This is a genomic window from Methylophaga sp. (assembly GCF_965655755.1).
GTDB lineage: Bacteria > Pseudomonadota > Gammaproteobacteria > Nitrosococcales > Methylophagaceae > Methylophaga.
Genome location: NZ_CBFHHW010000007.1, coordinates 63,749 through 84,825, shown reverse-complemented (window position 1 = coordinate 84,825; position 21,077 = coordinate 63,749). Strand labels below are relative to the sequence as shown.

General features: G+C 45.2%; 21 protein-coding genes. 19 read left to right on the top strand and 2 right to left on the bottom strand.

The window, feature by feature from the left end:
* The 11 genes from ACTF5U_RS04290 to ACTF5U_RS04240 all read left to right on the top strand — a co-directional run.
* Positions 1-280: DUF4845 domain-containing protein (locus ACTF5U_RS04290; RefSeq protein ID WP_438970406.1), on the top strand; the 280-nt coding region annotated here is incomplete at its 5' end.
* Positions 280-963, top strand: coding sequence for a ribonuclease III (rnc, locus tag ACTF5U_RS04285; RefSeq protein WP_438970405.1), 684 nt, complete (start codon positions 280-282; stop codon positions 961-963). The genes ACTF5U_RS04290 and rnc, both read left to right, overlap by 1 nt.
* On the top strand, positions 960-1,865 hold the full coding sequence (era, locus tag ACTF5U_RS04280; protein ID WP_438970404.1) for a GTPase Era: 906 nt from the start codon (positions 960-962) through the stop codon (positions 1,863-1,865). Before rnc ends, era begins: the two co-directional genes overlap by 4 nt.
* Before the next feature lie 11 nt (positions 1,866-1,876).
* A complete protein-coding gene (gene recO, locus ACTF5U_RS04275; RefSeq protein WP_438970403.1) occupies positions 1,877-2,584 on the top strand; it encodes a DNA repair protein RecO in 708 nt (235 codons plus the stop codon).
* A 17-nt stretch (positions 2,585-2,601) separates the two neighbouring features.
* A complete protein-coding gene (gene pdxJ / locus ACTF5U_RS04270) occupies positions 2,602-3,333 on the top strand; it encodes a pyridoxine 5'-phosphate synthase (RefSeq protein ID WP_438970402.1) in 732 nt (243 codons plus the stop codon).
* Positions 3,330-3,716, top strand: a complete 387-nt coding sequence (acpS, locus tag ACTF5U_RS04265; RefSeq protein ID WP_438970401.1) for a holo-ACP synthase — start codon at positions 3,330-3,332, stop codon at positions 3,714-3,716. Before pdxJ ends, acpS begins: the two co-directional genes overlap by 4 nt.
* On the top strand, positions 3,713-4,600 hold the full coding sequence (cysM, locus tag ACTF5U_RS04260; protein WP_438970400.1) for a cysteine synthase CysM: 888 nt from the start codon (positions 3,713-3,715) through the stop codon (positions 4,598-4,600). The genes acpS and cysM overlap by 4 nt, the downstream gene beginning before the upstream one ends.
* Positions 4,600-6,666 carry a hypothetical protein gene (locus ACTF5U_RS04255; protein WP_438970399.1) on the top strand — a complete coding sequence of 689 codons (2,067 nt, stop codon included), beginning with the start codon at positions 4,600-4,602 and terminating at the stop codon, positions 6,664-6,666. Before cysM ends, ACTF5U_RS04255 begins: the two co-directional genes overlap by 1 nt.
* Before the next feature lie 13 nt (positions 6,667-6,679).
* Positions 6,680-7,285 (top strand): YdbL family protein, encoded by a 606-nt coding sequence (locus ACTF5U_RS04250; protein WP_438970398.1) that lies wholly within the window; start codon positions 6,680-6,682, stop codon positions 7,283-7,285.
* An 89-nt stretch (positions 7,286-7,374) separates the two neighbouring features.
* On the top strand, positions 7,375-8,715 hold the full coding sequence (gene rlmD / locus ACTF5U_RS04245; protein WP_438970397.1) for a 23S rRNA (uracil(1939)-C(5))-methyltransferase RlmD: 1,341 nt from the start codon (positions 7,375-7,377) through the stop codon (positions 8,713-8,715).
* A complete protein-coding gene (locus tag ACTF5U_RS04240) occupies positions 8,712-9,827 on the top strand; it encodes a DNA alkylation repair protein (RefSeq protein WP_438970396.1) in 1,116 nt (371 codons plus the stop codon). The genes rlmD and ACTF5U_RS04240 overlap by 4 nt, the downstream gene beginning before the upstream one ends.
* A gap of 486 nt (positions 9,828-10,313) precedes the next feature.
* Here ACTF5U_RS04240 and ACTF5U_RS04235 read toward each other — a convergent pair whose 3' ends face one another.
* Positions 10,314-11,846, bottom strand: a complete 1,533-nt coding sequence (locus tag ACTF5U_RS04235) for a SulP family inorganic anion transporter (RefSeq protein ID WP_438970395.1) — start codon at positions 11,844-11,846, stop codon at positions 10,314-10,316.
* A 303-nt stretch (positions 11,847-12,149) separates the two neighbouring features.
* Here ACTF5U_RS04235 and lexA point away from each other — a divergent pair, with 303 nt between their 5' ends.
* The 8 genes from lexA (at position 12,150) to ACTF5U_RS04195 (ending at position 20,326) form a co-directional block, all read left to right on the top strand.
* Positions 12,150-12,758 (top strand): transcriptional repressor LexA, encoded by a 609-nt coding sequence (gene lexA / locus ACTF5U_RS04230; RefSeq protein ID WP_438970394.1) that lies wholly within the window; start codon positions 12,150-12,152, stop codon positions 12,756-12,758.
* Between the two features lie 35 nt (positions 12,759-12,793).
* Positions 12,794-14,005 carry a DNA polymerase Y family protein gene (locus ACTF5U_RS04225; protein WP_438970393.1) on the top strand — a complete coding sequence of 404 codons (1,212 nt, stop codon included), beginning with the start codon at positions 12,794-12,796 and terminating at the stop codon, positions 14,003-14,005.
* Between the two features lie 504 nt (positions 14,006-14,509).
* The gene (locus ACTF5U_RS04220; protein WP_438970392.1) at positions 14,510-16,636 is read left to right on the top strand and encodes a VTT domain-containing protein; all 2,127 of its coding nucleotides are present in this window, start codon (positions 14,510-14,512) and stop codon (positions 16,634-16,636) included.
* Positions 16,637-16,644: 8 nt separating this feature from the next.
* Positions 16,645-17,331, top strand: coding sequence for an endonuclease/exonuclease/phosphatase family protein (locus tag ACTF5U_RS04215; RefSeq protein WP_438970391.1), 687 nt, complete (start codon positions 16,645-16,647; stop codon positions 17,329-17,331).
* A 269-nt stretch (positions 17,332-17,600) separates the two neighbouring features.
* A complete protein-coding gene (locus ACTF5U_RS04210) occupies positions 17,601-17,936 on the top strand; it encodes a DUF2845 domain-containing protein (protein ID WP_438970390.1) in 336 nt (111 codons plus the stop codon).
* A 73-nt stretch (positions 17,937-18,009) separates the two neighbouring features.
* Positions 18,010-18,327 (top strand): PepSY domain-containing protein, encoded by a 318-nt coding sequence (locus ACTF5U_RS04205; RefSeq protein WP_438970389.1) that lies wholly within the window; start codon positions 18,010-18,012, stop codon positions 18,325-18,327.
* Positions 18,328-18,329: 2 nt separating this feature from the next.
* Positions 18,330-18,998 (top strand): response regulator transcription factor, encoded by a 669-nt coding sequence (locus ACTF5U_RS04200; protein ID WP_438970388.1) that lies wholly within the window; start codon positions 18,330-18,332, stop codon positions 18,996-18,998.
* On the top strand, positions 18,995-20,326 hold the full coding sequence (locus ACTF5U_RS04195; RefSeq protein ID WP_438970387.1) for a sensor histidine kinase: 1,332 nt from the start codon (positions 18,995-18,997) through the stop codon (positions 20,324-20,326). Before ACTF5U_RS04200 ends, ACTF5U_RS04195 begins: the two co-directional genes overlap by 4 nt.
* Positions 20,327-20,427: 101 nt before the next feature.
* Here ACTF5U_RS04195 and ACTF5U_RS04190 read toward each other — a convergent pair whose 3' ends face one another.
* Positions 20,428-20,841: a universal stress protein gene (locus ACTF5U_RS04190; protein WP_438970386.1), complete on the bottom strand. Its 414-nt coding sequence runs from the start codon at positions 20,839-20,841 to the stop codon at positions 20,428-20,430.
* Positions 20,842-21,077 lie beyond the last annotated feature (236 nt).

The following is a 21,077-nucleotide window of genomic DNA, read 5'->3' as shown; positions in this document are numbered from 1 at the left end:
TCAAGAATACTATGGTGTTTTGCAGATCATGAATGATATGGAAATTGAGCTTGAAAATAACAACTTAAGTAAAAACGAAGTGCAGACGCTTTTGGAGAGACGGTTCGATATAGGCTATATCACTAGTGTTAAAAGAGAAAATGTTGAAGTTCTCCGTGGACAGAACACAGCTTATGTCACGAAAATAGTTATTGATTATGAAGTTCGCAAGCCTTTTATCGCACAGATTGACCTGATTGGACACTTCCATAAAGAAATAGATGTAGAGCCCAAAAAATAATGATTTCCCAGCGGCAAAAAGCGCTTTGTAAACAGCTTCAAATTAACTTCAACAAACCGGAATTACTGATACAAGCTCTAACACATCGTAGCGCTGACCCAAATAACAACGAGCGGTTAGAATATCTTGGCGATGCGATATTAAGTTTTGTTATCGCTGAGGAATTATTCAATCGGTTTACTCAGGTCAAAGAAGGTAAGTTAAGTCGACTTCGAGCCTCATTAGTTAAAGGCGAGACCCTGGCTGAACTTGCACGTGAACTCAAACTCGGCGATGTATTAATTTTGGGGCCTGGTGAATTAAAGAGCGGTGGCTTTCGAAGAGAATCTATCCTGGCTGATACAGTGGAGGCTATTCTGGGTGCGCTTTACCTGGATAGCGGACTCGAACCTACTAAAGCATTGATCTTGAGACTGTATCAGGAACGCTTAGAGAATATCGATGTGACCGAAACGGTCAAGGATCCTAAAACGCGGTTGCAGGAATTATTGCAAAGCCGTAAACAACCACTCCCCATTTACAGTGTCAAAGAAGTAAAAACGGATAACAAGCATCCTATATTCGAAGCATCATGTCAGGTAACGATGTTGAAAAAAGTGATCGTGGCGCAAGGTAGCAGCCATCGTAAAGCCGAGAAAAAAGCAGCGGAACGCACTTTGACATTAATTGAAGAATCCTTATGAGTGAAACTATTTTCCGTTCCGGCTATGTAGCAATAATTGGTCGCCCTAATGTGGGTAAATCGACATTGATTAACCGTATCCTGGGACAAAAGCTGTGTATTACTTCGCGCCGCCCTCAAACAACGCGACACCGCATATTAGGTATCAAAACCAATGAAGAGGGTCAGTTTATTTATGTCGACACGCCGGGTTTACATAGCGATAATAAAAAAGCGATGAATCGTTACATGAATCGCGCTGCAGCATCATCAATTGAAGATGTCGATGTGGTGTTGTTTGTTGTCGAAGGTTTAAAATGGACGGATGAAGATAAAAAGGTGTTAAAGCGCCTTCAGCAGGATGCCCGTTCACCAGTTATTCTGGTGTTAAACAAAGCGGATAAGCTTGAAGATAAAGGCGCTTTGCTACCACAAATTCAGGAACTGGCAGCGCAGTTTGATTTTGCTGCGGTTGTCCCTGTCTCTGCCCGTAAAGGCATGAACACAGATCTGCTTGAGCAGGAAATTACCAAACTGATGCCTGAAGGCGAGATGATCTTTGATGAAGATCAACTCACCGATCGCAGTTCTCGCTTTCTGGCAAGTGAAATCGTGCGTGAAAAACTGTTCCGCTACCTGGGACAGGAACTGCCTTACTCTCTGACTGTTGAAGTAGAGCAGTTTGAAGAAGATGAGGGGATGTTCCGAATTGGTACTGTAGTCTATGTAGAACGCAGTGGACAAAAGTCGATAGTGATCGGTAAGAAAGGTGAACAACTTAAACTTATCGGCAAAGATGCCCGAATAGAAATGGAACAACTGTTCGGTTGTAAGGTGTTTTTGCAAATCTGGGTTAAAGTCCGGGAAGGTTGGTCTGATAACGAACGCATGCTCAAAAACCTCGGTTACAACGACGATTTATAAAAAGTATTGTTGTGGAGCTGACTTCCGCTTTTGTTTTACACCATCGCCCGTTCCGTGAAACCAGCCTACTGGTTGATACATTAACCCGTGATTACGGACGCATCAGTCTGGTTGCCAGAGGAATGCGTCAACAAAAGAAGCGTCAGGCTAATGTCTTTCAATTATTTCAACCGTTGTGGCTGAACTGGTATGGACATGGCGAACTGGTGACGCTGGGTCAGGCCGAAGCATCAGACGCGGGATTTCGATTGCAAGGCCAAGCCAGTCTCTGCGGCTTGTACATGAACGAACTGCTCGTCAGATTGTTGCCTTTAAATGAAGCTGAACCCGCTATTTATGATGCTTATCAGATTGCTTTGCATGAGTTGCAGCAAGGGGGGCATGAACAAATCATTCTCCGTTTATTTGAGAAACGTTTATTGCATTATATTGGCTATGGTTTGATATTGACGCACGAAGCGGAGAGTCAGACAGCCTTGGATGATGATGCGTTATACCGCTACTTGCCCGACAGTGGTCCGCGAAGAGATTTAGCAACAAAAGCAGAACCAGTTATTACTGGTCGAAGTCTACGACTGTTAGACGAAGAAACGGGCTTCGATGAAACCAGCCTGAAAGAAATCAAAACAATGATGCGGACAGTGATAAATTATTATCTTGGTGGTAAACCTTTACATAGTAGAGAGTTGTTTGCCGGCCTCAATCAATTAAAGAAATAACGAAGGTTTTCAGATACATGTCAATTTTCCTTGGTGTTAATATTGATCACATTGCTACACTGCGTCAGGCGCGGGGAACGCGTTATCCGGATCCTGTGCAGGCAGCAATTGAAGCAGAACAGGCGGGCGCGGACAGTATTACCGTGCATCTGCGTGAGGATAGAAGACATATTCAGGATCGTGATGTGGCCATGTTGTCAGACATTTTGCAGACAAAAATGAATCTGGAAATGGCGGTGACCGAAGAGATGCTGACAATAGCCGAAAAATATCGTCCCGAAGATTGCTGTCTGGTGCCTGAAAAACGTGAGGAACTGACCACAGAGGGGGGGCTTGATATTGCCGGGCAACTGGATCGAATGAAACATGCATGTCAGCGGCTGGCGAACGCGAATATCAAAGTGTCGCTATTTATTGACCCGGATTTGAAGCAAATCGATGCTGCAGTCGCGTGTGGCGTGCCGGTTGTTGAGCTCCATACCGGTCGATATGCTGAGGCAGAAACAGATTCAGAAGCAGCACGTGAGCTGGCAATTATCACTGAAGCCGCTGAACAGGCACATGCACGTGGTTTACAGGTCAATGCAGGTCATGGTCTGCACTATCACAATATCGGACCAATCGCTTCTATTCCACAGTTAGTGGAGTTGAACATTGGACATGCCATCATTGCACGCTCTGTGTTTACAGGCTTGCAAGTGGCGGTGAGGGAGATGAAAAACTTAATGCAGGAAGCGCGTCGCGGATGATTATCGGAATCGGCACCGATCTTGTGCATGTTCCACGCATGCAAGCGTTACTTAAAAAGCACGGTGATAAAATTGCCGCACGCATTCTGAGTGACCGTGAGTTTGCTGAATTCAAGTTGCAACTCAAACCGGCAGCCTACCTGGCAAAACGCTTTGCAGCCAAAGAAGCCGCCGCTAAAGCAATGGGTACGGGCTTTCGTGATGGGCTGAGTTTACGCCATATTGTGGTCAGCAATAATGAACTGGGTAAACCGGAATTAAGCTTTGAAGAAACCGGTCTAGTATTAAAAGATGAACTAAAAATCGGCCGTAGCCTGCTCAGCCTGAGTGATGACCATGAGTATGCCAGTGCCTATGTGATACTAATGGAAGCAGTATTGTGAGCTCTTATCCGACGATTGAGGCCTTTATCGGCAATACACCACTGGTTCGGTTACAGCGAATGCCCGGAAATACCAGTAACACCATTTTGGTTAAACTCGAGGGTAACAATCCAGCTGGTTCAGTCAAAGATAGACCGGTTGCCAGCATGATTCATCAGGCGCAGATTCGCGGTGATATTGAAAAAGGCGATACGCTTATAGAGGCGACCAGTGGCAATACCGGCATTGCTCTGGCGATGGTTGCAGCGATTTTGGGCTACCGAATGATTCTGATCATGCCAGAAAACAGCAGTGAAGAACGTCGGGCTACAATGCGTGCTTATGGTGCTGACATCATTTTGACTGAAGGCATGGAAATAGCGCGTGATCTTGCTCTGCAAATGCAGGAAGAAGGTAAAGGTAAAGTCCTGAATCAATTTGCTAATTTTGATAATCCACTAGCCCACTATGAAAATACCGGCCCTGAAATCTGGCGTGATACCAAAGGCGAAGTCACGCACTTTGTCAGTTCGATGGGGACAACCGGCACCATTATGGGTGTTTCACGCTATCTGAAGGAACAAAATCCTGAGGTGCAAGTGGTCGGTGTACAACCCACAGAAGGATCCAGTATTCCCGGAATTCGTCGCTGGCCTCAGGCCTATTTGCCCGATATCTTCGAAGCCGATCGTGTGGATCTGACTTTGGATGTGACACAGAATGAAGCTGAGCAGACAATGCGGCAGCTTGCTCGTGAGGAAGGTATTTTTGCGGGTGTCTCATCTGGTGGTGCTTTAGCTGCCGCATTAAAACTATCCGATCAGGTTGAAAATGCTGTGATCGTTAGTATTGTCTGCGATCGGGGTGACCGTTATCTATCGACGGGTGTTTTCCCGACACAATAATGAAAAGACTGACGCAATGGTCAGCTTTACTGATTTGCCTTTTATTCTGGCAATTATCGGCTCAGGCTATTGAGCAGATTGATATTCAGGTAGGTAATTGGTCCACCAAGCAACTTGCAGCCGAAGGATTTGACCTGGACTTAAACCTCACTTCAGCTGGGCTGTCTTTTATTGCCACAGCGGATGAATTATTGTTTCCTCCCCCTTTTAACGAGATCAACACTGTAAAGTTGAGCTGTGGAAAAGCTGAGTGGCTGTCAGGTCAATTCAATTGCCAATCAGGACGCCTCAGCTTTAATCATATGCAGTTAGGTCAACAAAATCTGGCTTTCTCACTCTCAGCAGAGCCCGATAATTCAAGTTATCTACTGCATTTAAACGGACTTAGCATCGCAGGCGCGACCATCACGGCATCAGGAGACATCGACAAGGCCGGTTGGCAGTTTGAATTTGATGCAAAAGCCATTCAACTTAAAGCGCTCCAGCCCTGGTTACTTCTCTTGTTAGATGAAGCTCAGTTGGCCTCATTATCAGCGTGGGATTATGCAGGTGAGGTCAATCTCAAAGCCGAGCTGACAGGTCAGCAGGAAAAGCTGGAAAAACTGGCTATTAGCTGGATAGTAACAGCATTAAATTTCAGCAATCAGACAGGCTCACAGGTGGCTGAACAGTTAAAAGGACAGGGTAAGGTATCCGCTGTCAGTAAAGACGATGGCTGGCAATGGCAGACTGAGATAAATTTCCAGGGTGGGCAAAGCTATATTGATCCGGTTTTTATCGACTTTAAAGCCTATCCGACGAAGTTAGATGCAAGAGGGTATGCAACATCAGACTTGTCATTGATTGATGTTCCAGAGATAACGCTTGAGCAAGCCGCTTTGTTGTCGGCCAAGCTAAACCTGACATTACAAGATAAAAATCTCACAAAACTCAATATCACAGCAAAAAGCACTGACTTTAAGACGCTTTATCCCAATTGGTTACAACCTTTTAGTTTAGGCACTCCGATCGATAAATTAGAGCCCAGAGGTCAGTTGCAGGCAATCTTTCACTTAAAGGAAGATAATTACCGCTTTGAACTGGATTTAGACGATGTATCGATTGTCGACCAAAACCAGCTTTTTAGTATTAGTGGCCTGAATGGTGTCTTAGGCTGGAGCACATCTGAAGATGTGATTGAAACCAAACTTCATTGGCAGCAAGCACAAGTCTATGCCATTCAGTTAGGAGAAACTACCATTGAAGCAGAAAGCAAAAACAATGGCTTCAGTCTAACGCAAGACGTTGAGCTTCCTGTATTTGATGGTCGTCTGCTTATCAATGCATTCAGTTTGCAACAACAAGCTGACAGTCAGCTTAATTGGACATTTGATGGTTTGCTGACACCGGTTTCAATGGAAGCGTTAAGTGACGCATTGCAATGGCCAAAATTACACGGAAAGCTATCAGGCGTTATTCCAAATGTGAGTTACAGTAACGAACAACTTAAAATTGATGGCGCCTTACAAATGAAGGTCTTTGATGGCACAACGGTTATCAGGGATTTAAGAATGACCTCACCACTAGGTGCCTTACCCCAGCTGTACGCTAATATTGATATTACGAATCTGGATTTAGATTTACTGACCAAGACTTTTGATTTTGGGCGTATCACCGGTAAGTTAGAAGGCTATGTTCATGAGTTACGATTATCAAACTGGCAGCCGGTTCAATTTAAAGCCAGCCTCACTACGCCCAAAGAAAACCCCGGTAAACGACGTATCAGTCAGAAAGCCGTCGATAACCTGACTCAGATTGGGGGTGGGGCTGGCATGATCTCGCGAAGCTTTTTACGGTTTTTTGATGATTTCGCCTATCAAAAACTGGGGCTCAATTGCACATTAATAAATGAAGTGTGTGATATGAGCGGGATCGAGGAAGCGGAACAGGGCTATTATATTGTTAAAGGCGGCGGCGGTTTGCCACCGTGGATAAATGTGGTGGGATATACTCGCCAGGTAGATTGGTCTGAACTGATAGAACGCTTAAAAGCAGTACAAAATAGTTCAGGGCCTGTGATTCAATAACAAGGGGAAAACAATGCGCTTATTAAAATGGCTGACAGGGACTGTATCAGGATTGATGCTGATATCGTGTGTCACAATAAATATTTATTTTCCTGCGGCAGCTGCTGAAAAAGCCGCTGATCGGATTATTGAGGATGTCTGGGGACCTGAAACGCAACCCCAACAAGCGCCGGAGTCAGAACAGCAGGATAAGCAAACCTTTATCATGCAGCATCAAAATCTGGCAGTGAGTTTCTTGGAATGGTTCATTCCATCAGCGAATGCAGCAGAAGCAAATATCAATATTAACTCGCCAGCCATCAACGCGCTGCAATCTCAAATGAAAACGCGTCACGACAATCTTAAACCCTTTTACGATAATGGTGCCATTGGCCTTACCGATGATGGCTTTATTACTGTGCATAATGCGAAGGCTATCCCGCTAAAAGAACGTAATGGATTAAATGCAATGATTGCTGAGGAAAACAAAGATCGTAAAGCTCTGTATGCAGAGATTGCCCGCGCAAACGGTCATCCCGAATGGCAGGATGATATTCAACAAACCTTTGCTAAGCGTTGGATTAGTAATGCAGCTAAAGGTTGGTGGTATCAGCAAGCTGGCAGTTGGAAACAGAAATAAGATCGCTTAATTTATTATAATAATGCAGTCCAGTGGTGTTTTGGCATCACTGGACTTTTTTATTTTTCAGACCAAGAGATTAGATTTTAATGGCAAAACGTAGGCGCAGGCAGAAATTACCTCAGGAAGCAGTGACAGCAGAAATAGAATCGTTATCGCATGATGGTCGCGGCATTGCACGAATCGAGGGTAAAACCGTATTTGTCGACGGTGCATTGGCAGGGGAAACCGCCTCGTTTCAATATACCCGTTTACATAAAAAGTTTGATGAAGCCAAAGCGATAGACATTGCTAATCCATCCGATGACCGGGTAGAGGCAAAGTGCCACCATTTTGGAGTTTGCGGTGGTTGCAGTCTGATGCATATGTCGCCACAAGCTCAACTTGAGTTAAAACAGGGGACATTGGCCGAGCACTTTACTCATTTTGGAAGTCTTGAGCCGGAAGCATGGTTGCCACCACTCACAGGACCTTTGTGGGGCTATCGGCGTAAAGCACGTTTGGGCGTCAAGTATGTCACTAAAAAAGAACAGGTGCTGGTCGGTTTTCGTGAAAAAGCATCGCCGTTCATTGCAAAGTTGGACCAGTGTGAGGTATTGGACCCCCGGGTTGGTCTTCGCCTCACTGAATTAGGCGAGATGATCGCCGGACTCGAAGCCTACAACCGGATTGCACAGATCGAAGTCGCCATGGACGACATCAACGTCGCTTTAGTGTTTCGTAACCTTGACCCCTTATCAGAACACGATAAACAGTCTTTGATTGACTATGGCCAGAAAAACGATCTGTGGATTTACGAGCAACCGGGGGGGCCGGATACGGTTACTGCACTGTGGCCTGAAAAACCGCAACTCTCCTATGCACCAGAGGCCGGACTGACCTTGAATTTTGACCCGAGCGACTTTACCCAGGTCAATGCCGGTATTAATGAAAAAATGGTTCAACGGACGCTGGAGTTACTTGATATTCAGCCTGAAGATCGCATTCTGGATTTATTCTGCGGTCTGGGTAATTTCACTTTGCCATTAGCCAAACGCGTAACAGAGGTAGTCGGTGTTGAAGGTGATCTGGCTCTGGTCAATCATGCCCGTCATAATGCCCTACTAAACCAACTCAGCAATGCCGAGTTTGAACAAGCCGATCTGACACAAACAGAATTAAAAGACTATCCGTGGGCAAAGCAAGGTTTCAATAAAATTTTGCTGGATCCACCTCGCAGCGGTGCATTTGAAGTATTGCATCAGTTAGCAGATTTAGGCGCAGAGTGTCTGGTTTACGTATCGTGTAATCCGGCAACGCTGGCCAGAGATGCTGGTGAATTGGTAAACCAACATGGCTATACCATGGAAGCGGCTGGCATTATGGATATGTTTCCGCATACCAATCATGTTGAATCGATTGCGGTCTTTATCAAAAAACAGAACGGATGACGGAACAAGCGCTGCTTAAAAATCAATTAGGTGATGCCGCGATCTCGGAATTACGGCAGCGAATTTCAGCCGTTTATCCGGAATTTGATGGGCAAGCCTTTGAGATAAAGGCTTTATCAGGATTGACACAGCTGGAACTCAAAGCCAGGGTCAGCCATTTGATTCTGGCTTTGTCAGCCTACTTACCTGATGACTTTTGTGAGACGGCTCGTATTCTGGAGCCGCTGGCGGATAATTGGTTAGCCGAGAGCAAACAACGTAACTGGACAAGTTACATTGCCTGGCCGGTGATTGATTATGTCAGTGTTCATGGTCTGGCCTATCCTCAACGTGCTTTTGCGTTGTTGGAAAAACTGACGCCACTATTTACGGCCGAGTTTGCTATCAGAGCATTTTTAAACCAGCATTTTGACCTGACTTATCAGCAAATGCTGCGTTGGACAGAGCATGACAATGAACATGTGAGACGGCTGGCGTCTGAAGGCTTACGCCCAAGGTTACCGTGGGCTGCACAACTTCAATTGTTACGCGCCGATCCAACGCCATTATGGCCATTATTGGAACAACTCAAAGCGGATACGAGTTTGTATGTACGACGGTCAGTGGCGAATAATTTGAACGATATCAGTAAAGACCACCCTGACCAGGTATTAGCAGTGTGTGAAAAGTGGCGACAGGCTGATGATAACAAGACTGACTGGGTGATTCGACATGGTCTTCGGGGCTTAGTGAAAGCAGGTGAAAAGGGTGTATATCCCTTATTAGGTTACAGCGAGATGCCTGAGTTACTGAATGTTTCACTGAGCCTAGATATGGCTGAATTGACTGTGGGCGAGACTTTAGGCATTAATTTGACATTTGAATCTGCTAAAACGCAGAGTTTGGTATTGGATTACCGAATCAGCTTTGTCAGGGCAGATGGTAAATTGAGTAAGAAAGTCTTTAAATGGAAAAATATCCATCTGGAAACACAAGAAAGAGTGTGCTTTAGAAAAGCACACTCTTTCAAAGCCATTACAACAAGGCGTTACTACCCCGGCACGCACTACATTGACGTTTTAGTTAACGGTGAAACGCTTGCGAGGGCGGCTTTTGATTTAGCGAAGGTTTAATGACGTTGTATTTATGACATCACAAGGCCGTAACCGACTAAAACAAGAAAGGCCAATGATAAAATACAGATAAATTCTGGAAAATGGTCGCTAAAGAATTGTTCAATTTTGTTGCCCATGATGCACCTCCAATCGGTGAGTGAAAAACGTTCTAATCCTTTCAACTGAATTATCTCGCTTGTCTCGGTGGTGAGCATTGACGTAGATCAATAACACTTATTTATTATTGTTATTGCCATCCTATTCCCATAAAAAAAGCCAGTCAAGAGACTGGCTTTTTTATTGAGATTCAAATGCTTATCAGGAGTTGTACAGACCAAAAGCAATCAAAGACAACCAAAAAGCAGTGAAGCCCAAAATAATGTGTGGAAATTTATCCATCAGTAGTGCATCAATTTTTTTCAACATGTTTTTTACTCGTAGTTCAGCAGATTAAACAATTATTAATATTATTATGCGGCGCTAAAGATAGCAGTAAATTTAGATTTATGCCAGCTTATCGTCAGCCACATGATAGTGCGGATCTTCCATCACATTAACTTCAATCAAGTCAGCCGCGTTATTCAATAACTGTTTACATTCCTCGCTCAGGTGGCGCAGGTGGAGCGTTTTTCCCGCTTTGATGTAGCGAACAGCTAGGGCGTCAATGGCCTCAATTGCGGAATGGTCATAAACCCGGGAGTTTTGAAAGTCGAGAATAATATCGTCAGATTCATCATTTTTAGGATCAAACAATTCACTGAAATTACGCACGGAACTAAAAAATAAAGGACCATTCAATTCATGCACGATGGAGCCTTTCTCATTGCGATAACTTTTGATGTAAATGTGTTTGGCGTGCTGCCATGCAAAAACCAGTGCTGACAGGATGATGCCTGAAATCACAGCAATGGCCAGATCGGTAAACACGGTAATGACGGCAACAGAGATGCCGATAATGGTATCGGACAGTGGGATACGACCAATTAAGCGGAAGCTTGCCCACTCAAATGTCCCCAAAACTACCATAAACATGACCCCGGTAAGCGCGGCAATCGGAATCACTTCAATCAACGGAGATGCAAATAGAATAAAACAAAGCAAGAATAACGCGGCTGAAATACCAGATAAGCGGCCACGTCCGCCGGAGTTGATATTGATCATGCTCTGACCAATCATCGCGCAACCACCCATGCCACCAAAGAAACCGGTCACTGTATTAGCAACACCCTGACCGATACACTCCTTATTGGGCCGACCTGTTGTTTCAGTCATTTCATCAATCAGAGTCAACGTCAGTAATGATTCAATCAAACCGATAAAGGCAAGCACGAATGCATATGGCGCGATAATCATTAAGGTTTCCAGATTCAACGGCACCATCGGAAAGCTGAACTCAGGCAAACCACCGGCAATCGAAGCAACATCTCCGACCGCGTTGATATCAAGATTGAGTCCAATCGCTATTAAGGTGACCACAATAATCGCAGCCAGTGATGAGGGGACGGCTTTCGTTAACTTAGGTAAGAAGTAGCTGATAAACATGGTCAATGCGACCAGTCCTAGCATCCACCATAATGGAGCCCCTGACATCCATTGTTCTTCACCGTTTTCACCGATGGTTTTGAATGACTTTAACTGGGCGAGGAAAATAACCAATGCCAGTCCGTTTACAAAACCGAGCATGACCGGAAGCGGCACAATACGGATGAACTTACCAAGATGGAACACCCCGGCCAGTATCTGAATAACCCCCATCAACACCACAGTCGCAAAAAGATACTCCACCCCATGTTGTGCCACCAACGCTACCATCACAACGGCCAAGGCACCGGTTGCACCGGATATCATACCCGGCCGTCCGCCTATTGCAGCAGTGATAAGCCCTACCAGGAAAGCAGCATATAAACCCACCAAAGGGTCGACACCAGCAACGAATGCAAAAGCAACAGCTTCTGGCACTAGCGCTAAAGCAACAGTGAGGCCTGAAAGCACATCATTTTTAATATTTTGAGGGCGTTTTAATAACAGGTTAAACATTGAATACCTTTTTTCAAACAAGGATGGTAAGTACTGCAAACAGCACCGACAGAGGGCTAATAATTATTGAGTTTGGTACGGATTAAATGGCAACGCTGGTCTTGCGCCAGAGCCGCAAATCAAAACGCGATTATCCATGAAAAGCTGGTGCAAGTCCAGAATGAATAAAAAATATGCCTGTAATAACAATGACTTATTTTTGGTTTTTCACAGCATTGGACGCATTGAAAATTCCACTTGTTTAATTTCTTAAAGTTCTCTATATTTTCTCTTCTCACTATTTTCTCTAAGAGGAAGAGGATTATGCTGACTGAACGTGAACAAAATACACTGGATTTTATTCGTCATTATGTGGATGAGCATGGACGTTCACCGTTGGTATCTGAGATTGCTGAGGGGTTAGGTATCAGTTCACAAGGCACCACCCACCGTTATATTCAGGCGCTGGTGGATGCGGGTCTGTTAGAACGTCATGTGGGTCGTACCCGGGGATTGCGTTTAACCGACCAGCCGGAGAATATCACTGGCGACCCGGTCACCTTACCGGTGATGGGGCGCATCGCAGCGGGTCGTCTGGTTGAAGCGATTGCCGATGAATCAGAAATTGATCTCAGTGATATGTTTACCGGCAAAGGCCGGTTTGTACTGAAGGTGAACGGTGACTCGATGATTGAGAAGTCGATCATGTCAGGTGATTATGTTGTGGTGCAATCGCAATCGACCGCCCGCCATGGCGATATTGTGGTGGCACTGGTAGATGGCTTTGATGCGACATTAAAAACGTTATTATTCAATGACGATAATACGATCACGCTGATGCCAGCCAATGCGAATTATGAACCGGTGACTTTACCGGCTAATCGTGTGCGTGTGCAGGGCGTCATCGTCGGGCAGTTACGCACCTATCCTTAACGGTGACGGCACGGCAGACAAAGCATTGGCCAAGGATGATTGCCCTGGTCGATATGGACTGCTTTTTTGCTCAGATAGAACAGCTGGATCATCCTGACTGGGGGAATAAACCCGTTGCCGTGACCAATGGTGAATTAGGCTCGACCATTATCACCTCGTCGTATCAGGCAAGAGCGTTTGGTATTCATACAGGTATGCGCCTGAAACAGGCTCGGCAACTTTGTCCGGCACTGATTCAGGCGCCTTCACGGCCTAACCGTTACGCCCAGATATCCCGACAAATCATGACGGCATTAGTCGATATTACCCCCGATATTGAAGTCTATAGTGTCGACGAGGCCTTTCTTGACCTGAGCCGTTGCCAACAGCTTTATGAGGGGGCATTAGATATTGGCCAGCGAATTAAACGTCGCGTGTTTATGGCTTCCGGCCTGCGCTGCTCGGTTGGCGTGAGTGGTGATCGTACAACCGCGAAGTTCGCAGCAAAAAAAGACAAACCCGATGGCCTGACCATCATTCACCCCGATCTGGCTGAACAAATCCTCGCACCCGAGTTAGTAACCGAATTAAGCGGAATTAATAAAGGGATCGGCAGCTTTCTGGGGCGTTACGGTATTATTCGTTGCGGTGATATGAAACGGGTGCCGATGAGTCTATTGGCAAAACGTTTCGGTCATCTGGGAAGGCGTATCTGGTTCATGGCACAGGGCAAGGATCCGGAGCCGTTAACATATAACGTTAGGGCTCCTAAAACGATTGGTCATGGCAAAGTATTACCGCCACAAACCCGTGAGAAAAAAGTGGTACTCACTTATTTTCAGCATATGTCAGAAAAAGTCGCGGCACGCATGCGGTGTTTTCATTATCAGGCCGAAACCTTTTTTATTGGCTTGAAAACCGAAGGCGGCTGGCTGAAAACAAAAGCCCACGCCGGTTTCTATACCGATGACGGACACATTATTTATCAACTGTGCCATCAGTTTCTGCATTTGTACTGGACGGGGCAGGGGGTGTGGCAGGTGCAAGTCACTGCATTAGCGCCGCAACAGGGAAAGCAGCTGGACTTGTTTGCTGAAGATGACTTACACAGAAAACATGTCAATCTCACGATGGATAAAGTTAACCAGCGTTACGGTGAGTTTACCCTGGCGCCGGCGAGGTTACTTGAAAAATCATCAATGCCGAATGTGATTGCGCCAGCCTGGCGGCCTGGCACAGACTCTACCCGCGACTATTTTGATAAATAAAAGCTGTATTGATTATTTTTACGACGGTTTAGATGACCTTTGGCGTATATGTTTATGGCAGATTGCCAAAAGAGCTAGGAAAACAACAGCGCTGATGAATACATTGTAATGGTCCAGTCCTATCGCGTTATTTTAAACAAGCAATCTTTCATCTTGAGGCATCTTGAACGGCCCAATGAGGTGGGGGGAGACAGTCTAGATAGCTGACCTGCTAAGTCGTGCTTTTAAAAAAAGGCTATGCTATTTTTGTGCTCGTAATAATGTGATCTTTTGCTAGCACCATTACAATGTGGTCATGTCTTCGATATTTGAGCAAGGAAGCCTCCATTTCATTAAATATAGTATGTTGCAGTGTCTTCGCTGTGATACCCGCAGTAACGGAAAGACAGTTAAACGCCAATGACACTTTGGTTTGGACAATCAATGCGCTGGATATCGTGCGCTATAACACCGTAAAAAAATGCATCCCGTAAAAGCGGATGTGCAGATAGTTCGAGGTCTGATGTGAGTAATACAACGATTCTTCAGCCCGGGGTCAATTGCTGGCAGAAAGTAAAATCTGACAAAGTTGCACTCCTGATTGACGGAGAAAATTATTTCGGCGCGTTTCATAGCGCTATACAAAAAGCTCGTCAGTCAGTTTATATCCTGTCATGGGATATAGACAGTCGGATGCGATTGATCAGAAAAGAAGATAAACCGAGTGATTTACCGGAAGAATTAGGCGCGTTCATCAGTGAAGTCTTAAAGCAAAACTCTGAACTCAATGTGTATATCCTGAACTGGGATTGGGCCATGGTGTATACATTGGAGCGTGAGTGGCTGCCGATGTATAAACCCACCTTGAAGTCACAGCCCAGATTGCATTTCAAGCTGGATGGTGAATGCCCTCTAGGGGCCTCACAGCATCAGAAAGTGGTGGTTATTGATGATGAAATTGCTTTTTCAGGCGGTTTTGACCTCGGTAAACATCGCTGGGATACATCAAGCCACAATCCTGATGATGACAGGCGGATTGACCCAGATAAACAACCTTATCCACCGTTTCACGATGTACAAATGCTGGTCAGTGGTAAGACGGCAAAAGTATTGGCTGAACTTGCCAGAGAGCGCTGGTTCCGGGCAACAGGTGAGCAATTAACGCCGGCGGATAAAAAAAATGATTCAGCATGGCCTGAGCAGGTAGACGCCTGGTTTGAAAACGTTGATGTTGGTATTGCCCGTACCTTTCCTGAATATGAAAATCATCCAGAAGTACGTGAAGTAGAGCAGTTATTCACCGATAGTATTAGAGCGGCTGATAAGCTGATTTATATTGAAAATCAATATTTTACATCGTGGAAAGTGGCCGATTTGTTAGCCGAGTCGCTGCAACAGCGAACCGGTCCGGACATTGTATTGGTATTGCCTTTAATGACGGGCGGCTGGCTCGAACAAATGACTATGGATGTGTTGCGCCATCGCGTTGCCTGTCGTTTGCAAGAGGCTGATGACCATAACAGGCTGCGTATCTGCTATCCACATAATGAGGCATTTGGCAGTAGTTATATCAGTGTTCATGCCAAAATAATGGTCATTGATGATACTTTTTTACGGGTCGGCTCAGCCAACCTCAGTAACCGTTCAATGGGGCTGGATAGTGAGTGTGATCTTGCCATTGAGGCCACCAATGACGGCGAGCGTGATCGAGTAAGTCGTTTTCGGGAACGCCTACTGTCAGAACACTTTGACTTAAGTGAAGAAGCTCTTCGTAAGAATCTATCACAGGAAGGGTCATTGATTAAAATGATTGATGCCCGTCAGGAGGGCAAGCGGACACTAAAACCACTTGATTGTGGCGTGCCTGAAATGGCTGAACAGATGTTGCCTCGATCCGCCATAGTCGATCCAGAACGACCACTCCAGCCTGAGCAGATGACACAGATGTTCATTCCGATTGAACAGCCAGGATCTGCTCGCAAGCAGTGGTGGAAAATTGTCGTCGTATTACTCGCGGTTATTGCATTAACTGTTGTTTGGCGTTTCACACCACTGAGTGAATGGCTCAACCCTGAAACCTTAAAAAATGCAGCAGAAAGTATTAAGGCTCACCCGCTGACACCACTTTTAGTTCTGGTGGCCTTTAGTCTGGCAGGTTTACTAGCCTTTCCCGTTACCCTGCTCATTGTTACCACAGCATTAACTTTTGGGCCTGTCTGGGGCACGTTCTATTCAGTGATAGGCGCTTTACTCAGTGCATTAATGGCTTACGGTGTGGGGCATCATCTGGGAAGAAAAACTGTCCAGAAGCTGGCTGGATCAAGCATCAATCGGCTGAGTCGGCGACTTGCACATCACGGTATATTGGCAATCATCACTGTACGGATAATACCGGTTGCACCCTTTGTCGTAATTAATCTTGTAGCTGGTGCCTCACACATCAAAGCCAGAGACTTTGTGTTGGGCACATTATTGGGGATGTTGCCCGGGATTTTAGGGTTGACTGTATTTGCAGACTCATTATTAAAAACGGTTCAAGAACCGAAACCGGGACAAATAGCCGTATTTGTTATTATCATCGCCGTTATTATTGCTGTGATGTTGGTTTTAAAGAGGGTTCTTAACCAGAAACAGGAAGAAGAGGAAGTGTAATCACCCTGATGCAACTTAAACTGGCTAGTTATAATATTCATGCCTGCATCGGAACTGATGGCCATTTTGACCCATTCCGGATTGCGGCTGTCATCAATGAGTTGGATGCTGATATTGTTGCATTACAGGAGGTGGAACATCATCTGGTTCAAGACGTTGATTTGCTCGACTTTCTTGCTCAACAAACGGGAATGCAAGGATTAGCAGGCCCTACCATGTTCCGTGAGACGCGACATTATGGTAATGCGCTTCTGACGCGGCTGCCTGCAAGCGCTCATCAACTCATCGATGTCAGTTTGGACGATCATGAACCACGCGGTGTTATTCAGCTCAGTTTGAATATCGATGAACACCGACTGTTAGTGTATGCCACTCATTTCGGTCTTAAACCAAAAGAACGTCGTTTTCAGGTGCAAAAAATCTTGTCTCTGTTTGAGACTGAGACAGCGGATACTACCGTTTTGATGGGCGATCTAAATGAATGGTTTTTGTGGGGCCGTCCCTTGCGCTGGTTGAAGGCTTATTTTGATATGACGCCTGCTATAAACAGCTTTCCCTCTGTGTGGCCTTTTTTAGCATTAGATAGAATCTGGGTAAATCCCCGACACCACTTACTTAATGTATCCGCACACAAAACGGCGTTAGCCAAAAAAGCCTCAGATCATTTACCGGTGACAGCTGATATTACGTTTTGACGATGTGCGTCATGCACGTCAAATCTGACAGGTTAAATTACTTATTTTCCTTTTTTCTAACAGCTTGAATGAGTTCTGCAGTGGTAGCCAATATTACGACCTGTTTAGTTGTAATCAAGAGCAGGTTATTGATGATGTGTTGATTCAATATGAAAAATAGATGCTTTTTGTGTACGTTGTTTGATAACTGGGTTTTGCGACCAACTTAGCGTTTAGTGACTCAATTTTATGTTATCTTCAGATTCTGGAAAAAGTGGATGGAGAGAGAAATGATAAAAACAGTCAATACTATTGCCTTAGTAGCTGGTTTTGCATTAACCAGCACTGGCTGGGCTGGTAGCAGTGATATGGAAACCTTGAAATGTGGTGCCAAGGCGATCGAGTTGGGTATGAGTGCTGATGATATCAAAGCGACATGCGGTCAGAACTGGGAGCCAGCTTATATTAGCAAGCACGTTCGCCCGGCATTGGGTGCAGATGAAACAGCCAAAGTACAAGAAGACCATTTCGAAAAGTGGATGTATCGTGTCTCAGGGAGTAGTGATACGCACGTTATTCTCAAAAATGACGAAGTTATCCGAATATTTACAATGGTACAGCAATAAAGAAACCTATTTTCAGCTTGGATTAAGCTTGTCTGTGTAGGATGAAGCTATTGGTTCTAATGTAGAGTCTAGGATGCTAAAAAAAGCTTCATATCTTGTTGTCTTATCGTTTATAAGTCTAAGCGTGATCTTGCCTGGCGCCATAAGCCATGCTGATGATGACGCATACAGAGCGAGACAACTGCAGTTACAGGGTGACATTCTTCCTCTGGAAAAGATCATTGAACTGGCTGCCACATTCAAATCAGGTCAGATTCTTGAAACCGACTTAGAGCGTGACGATGGACGCTATGTTTACGAACTTGAGATTCTTGATAATAAAGGTCAGGTCTGGGAAGTTGAATTGGATGCCAGGACCGGAGAGTTAATCGAATTAGAAAATGAGGACTGATCGTGCGTATCTTGCTGGTTGAAGACGATCGGGTTCTCGCATCAAATCTGCAAACAGCACTTAATAGAGCGGGATTTGCTACCGATGTTTCTCAGGATGGCATTGATGGCGAAGCCATGGGAGATATCGAACCTTACGATCTCGTTGTCCTCGATTTGGGGTTACCCGGTCAATCCGGTCTGGATGTTTTACAGCATTGGCGTGATCGCCACAATACGATCCCCGTTATTATCCTAACAGCTCGCGATGCTTGGGAAGATAAGGTACTCGGCTTTAAAGCCGGTGCCGATGATTACCTGGCGAAACCATTCCAAACCGAAGAGTTACTGGTGCGTATTCAGGCTGTTTTGCGACGTAGCTCAGGCATGAGTCCAGGAAAGCTAACGTATGCGGGACTGGATCTGAATGAGTCCGACCAGAGTGTCACTTTGGCGTCCGGTGACAAACTCTCTTTAACGGGCACGGAGTTTAAACTGCTACGTTACTTCATGCTGAATCCGGGGAAACTGCTCTCAAAATCAACATTAACCGAACATGTGTATCAATTAGATAGCGATAAAGACAGTAATGTGATGGAAGTATATGTGAACCGACTTCGCCACAAGCTTGGACAGAGCCTAATCCACACGCGTCGCGGACAAGGCTATATTTTCGGTGATGATGTGCAATGACGTCTATTCGTAGTCGTCTTATGTTTGGTTTGACGGCATTACTCGCGGCATTACTGCTGGGGCAATGGCTGTGGCTGACTTACACAGTCAAGGAACTTGTTGAAAAACAAGTCATTATCCAGCTTCAGGAAGAGACAGAAAGCCTGCTGGCCAATTTGAATATCACTAACTCGGGTGAGTTACAGCTGAATGAAGATTCACTTAGTAGCAACTACCAACGGGCATTTTCAGGCCTTTACTTCACCATAGAATCACAACAACAAAAACTTTACTCGCGTTCATTGTGGGATTTTAGTCTGGCGACAGCTCCTGTTGAAACGGGAATGAGAGATATTTTGTATCTGGATGGCCCGGCAAAGCAACCCTTGCTCGCTGTAGTCGCAGGTTATTACAAGCAGGGTCATCAATTTACCATTACTGTAGCTGAAAATATTGACTGGATGTTGTCGGAAAAACAGCGTTTGGTACGTAACTTTAGTCTGGTCTCTGCTATTGGTGTCCTGATTTTATTATTGTTTCAGGTGGGTATGATTCGGCAGGTATTACGACCGCTTAATCATGCCCGACGTCAATTAGCCCAATTAGCAAAAGGAGAAATCAATGAAGTCGATGAGCAGGCTCCTGATGAAATCCGACCGCTGCTATCGGAACTGAATCGACTGACAAACAGTATGATTGTCAAAACCCGTCGGTCCCGACAATCTCTGGGTAATCTTGCACACCGTCTGAAAACACAACTCACATTACTGAATCAGCTTGCAGATAAGGAGAGTATGAAAAATGCTCCGGAAACACAGCAACTGATCTACCAACAAACGGAATCAATACGTCAGATTATTGAGCGTGAACTCAAACGTGCTCGATTATCAGGTTTTACCCTGCCGGGTAAAGGCGTGGACCTCCCCGATATGCTCAACCAACTAACCGATACATTAAAGCTTATTCATCAGGGTAAATCATTGCGTATAACAACGGACATTGACGATGACGTTCGTTTTAACGGTGATCGTGAAGATATTTTAGAGTTACTGGGAAACCTGTTAGATAACGCCTGCAAGTGGTGTCAGCACGATGTTCACATTTTGCTTACCATGCAAGACGGACTGAAAATAGTCATTGAAGATGATGGACCTGGTTGTGAGGTTGAAGACTTATCTAATTTGACGCGGAGAGGGTTTAGAGCGGATGAATCCATAGCGGGTAGTGGTCTTGGACTCGCTATCGTGTTTGATATCGTAGAAAGTTATGGGGGTAATTTGTTATTTGACCAAGCAGACAAGGGAGGACTGCAGGTGACTGTGCAACTGCAGTCTTTTCCTTCGGATTAGGCTTCGTCTTTTTCAATTTGACGTACTTCGCCTATGTTGGTGTCAATGTAGATTTCCCAGTGAGTCAATCTGACAAAGCCCGGGTAGCCGACACTTATTATTCAGCGAACGATGAATACCGAAATATGCTCGTGCTCCGCCAGATGGCTAGCATTGGCATGGAACAGATGATCCATGAAACCCGGAACATGTGATGCCATGACCACTAAGTCAGCACCAACCTCATCACCGACTTTTTCCAGCGCCCGATCCAGTTCTGCCACAGGGTCGTTGCAAGTCACGGCTTTTGACTCCATCGGGTAGCCACATTGTTCAGTGTGTGACTGGGTGAAGTGTTCCAGTTTCTGTGCGAACTCCTCCGGATTGTGAGCCACGCTGCTCGGTGCGGAGCTTACTACCCCAACAAGTATGACTTTAGATTGGTATAGCTTACCAATATCAGCAGCGGTTTTGATTGCTTTTTCCAAGGTGGCGGCATGTTCCAGATCAACCGGTACCATAATAGTTGAATACATGATTTTATCTCCTGCTCTGTCATTGAGAATCAAAGTAAAATTAAATTCCATCTTTAGTTTTCTTCGACACCAAACTAAGGTTTAAAGGAGACTTTGTCCAATAGGACATTATCTGTTTAGAAATTGCTTATATTCAAAAAGTCCCTCGCTCACTCACATCTTGTCCTTCGAGGGCTCTCCTTTCAAACGACGTACATTGCGTAATTCCAGGGATAAGAAGGTAAAGCGGGTCATTT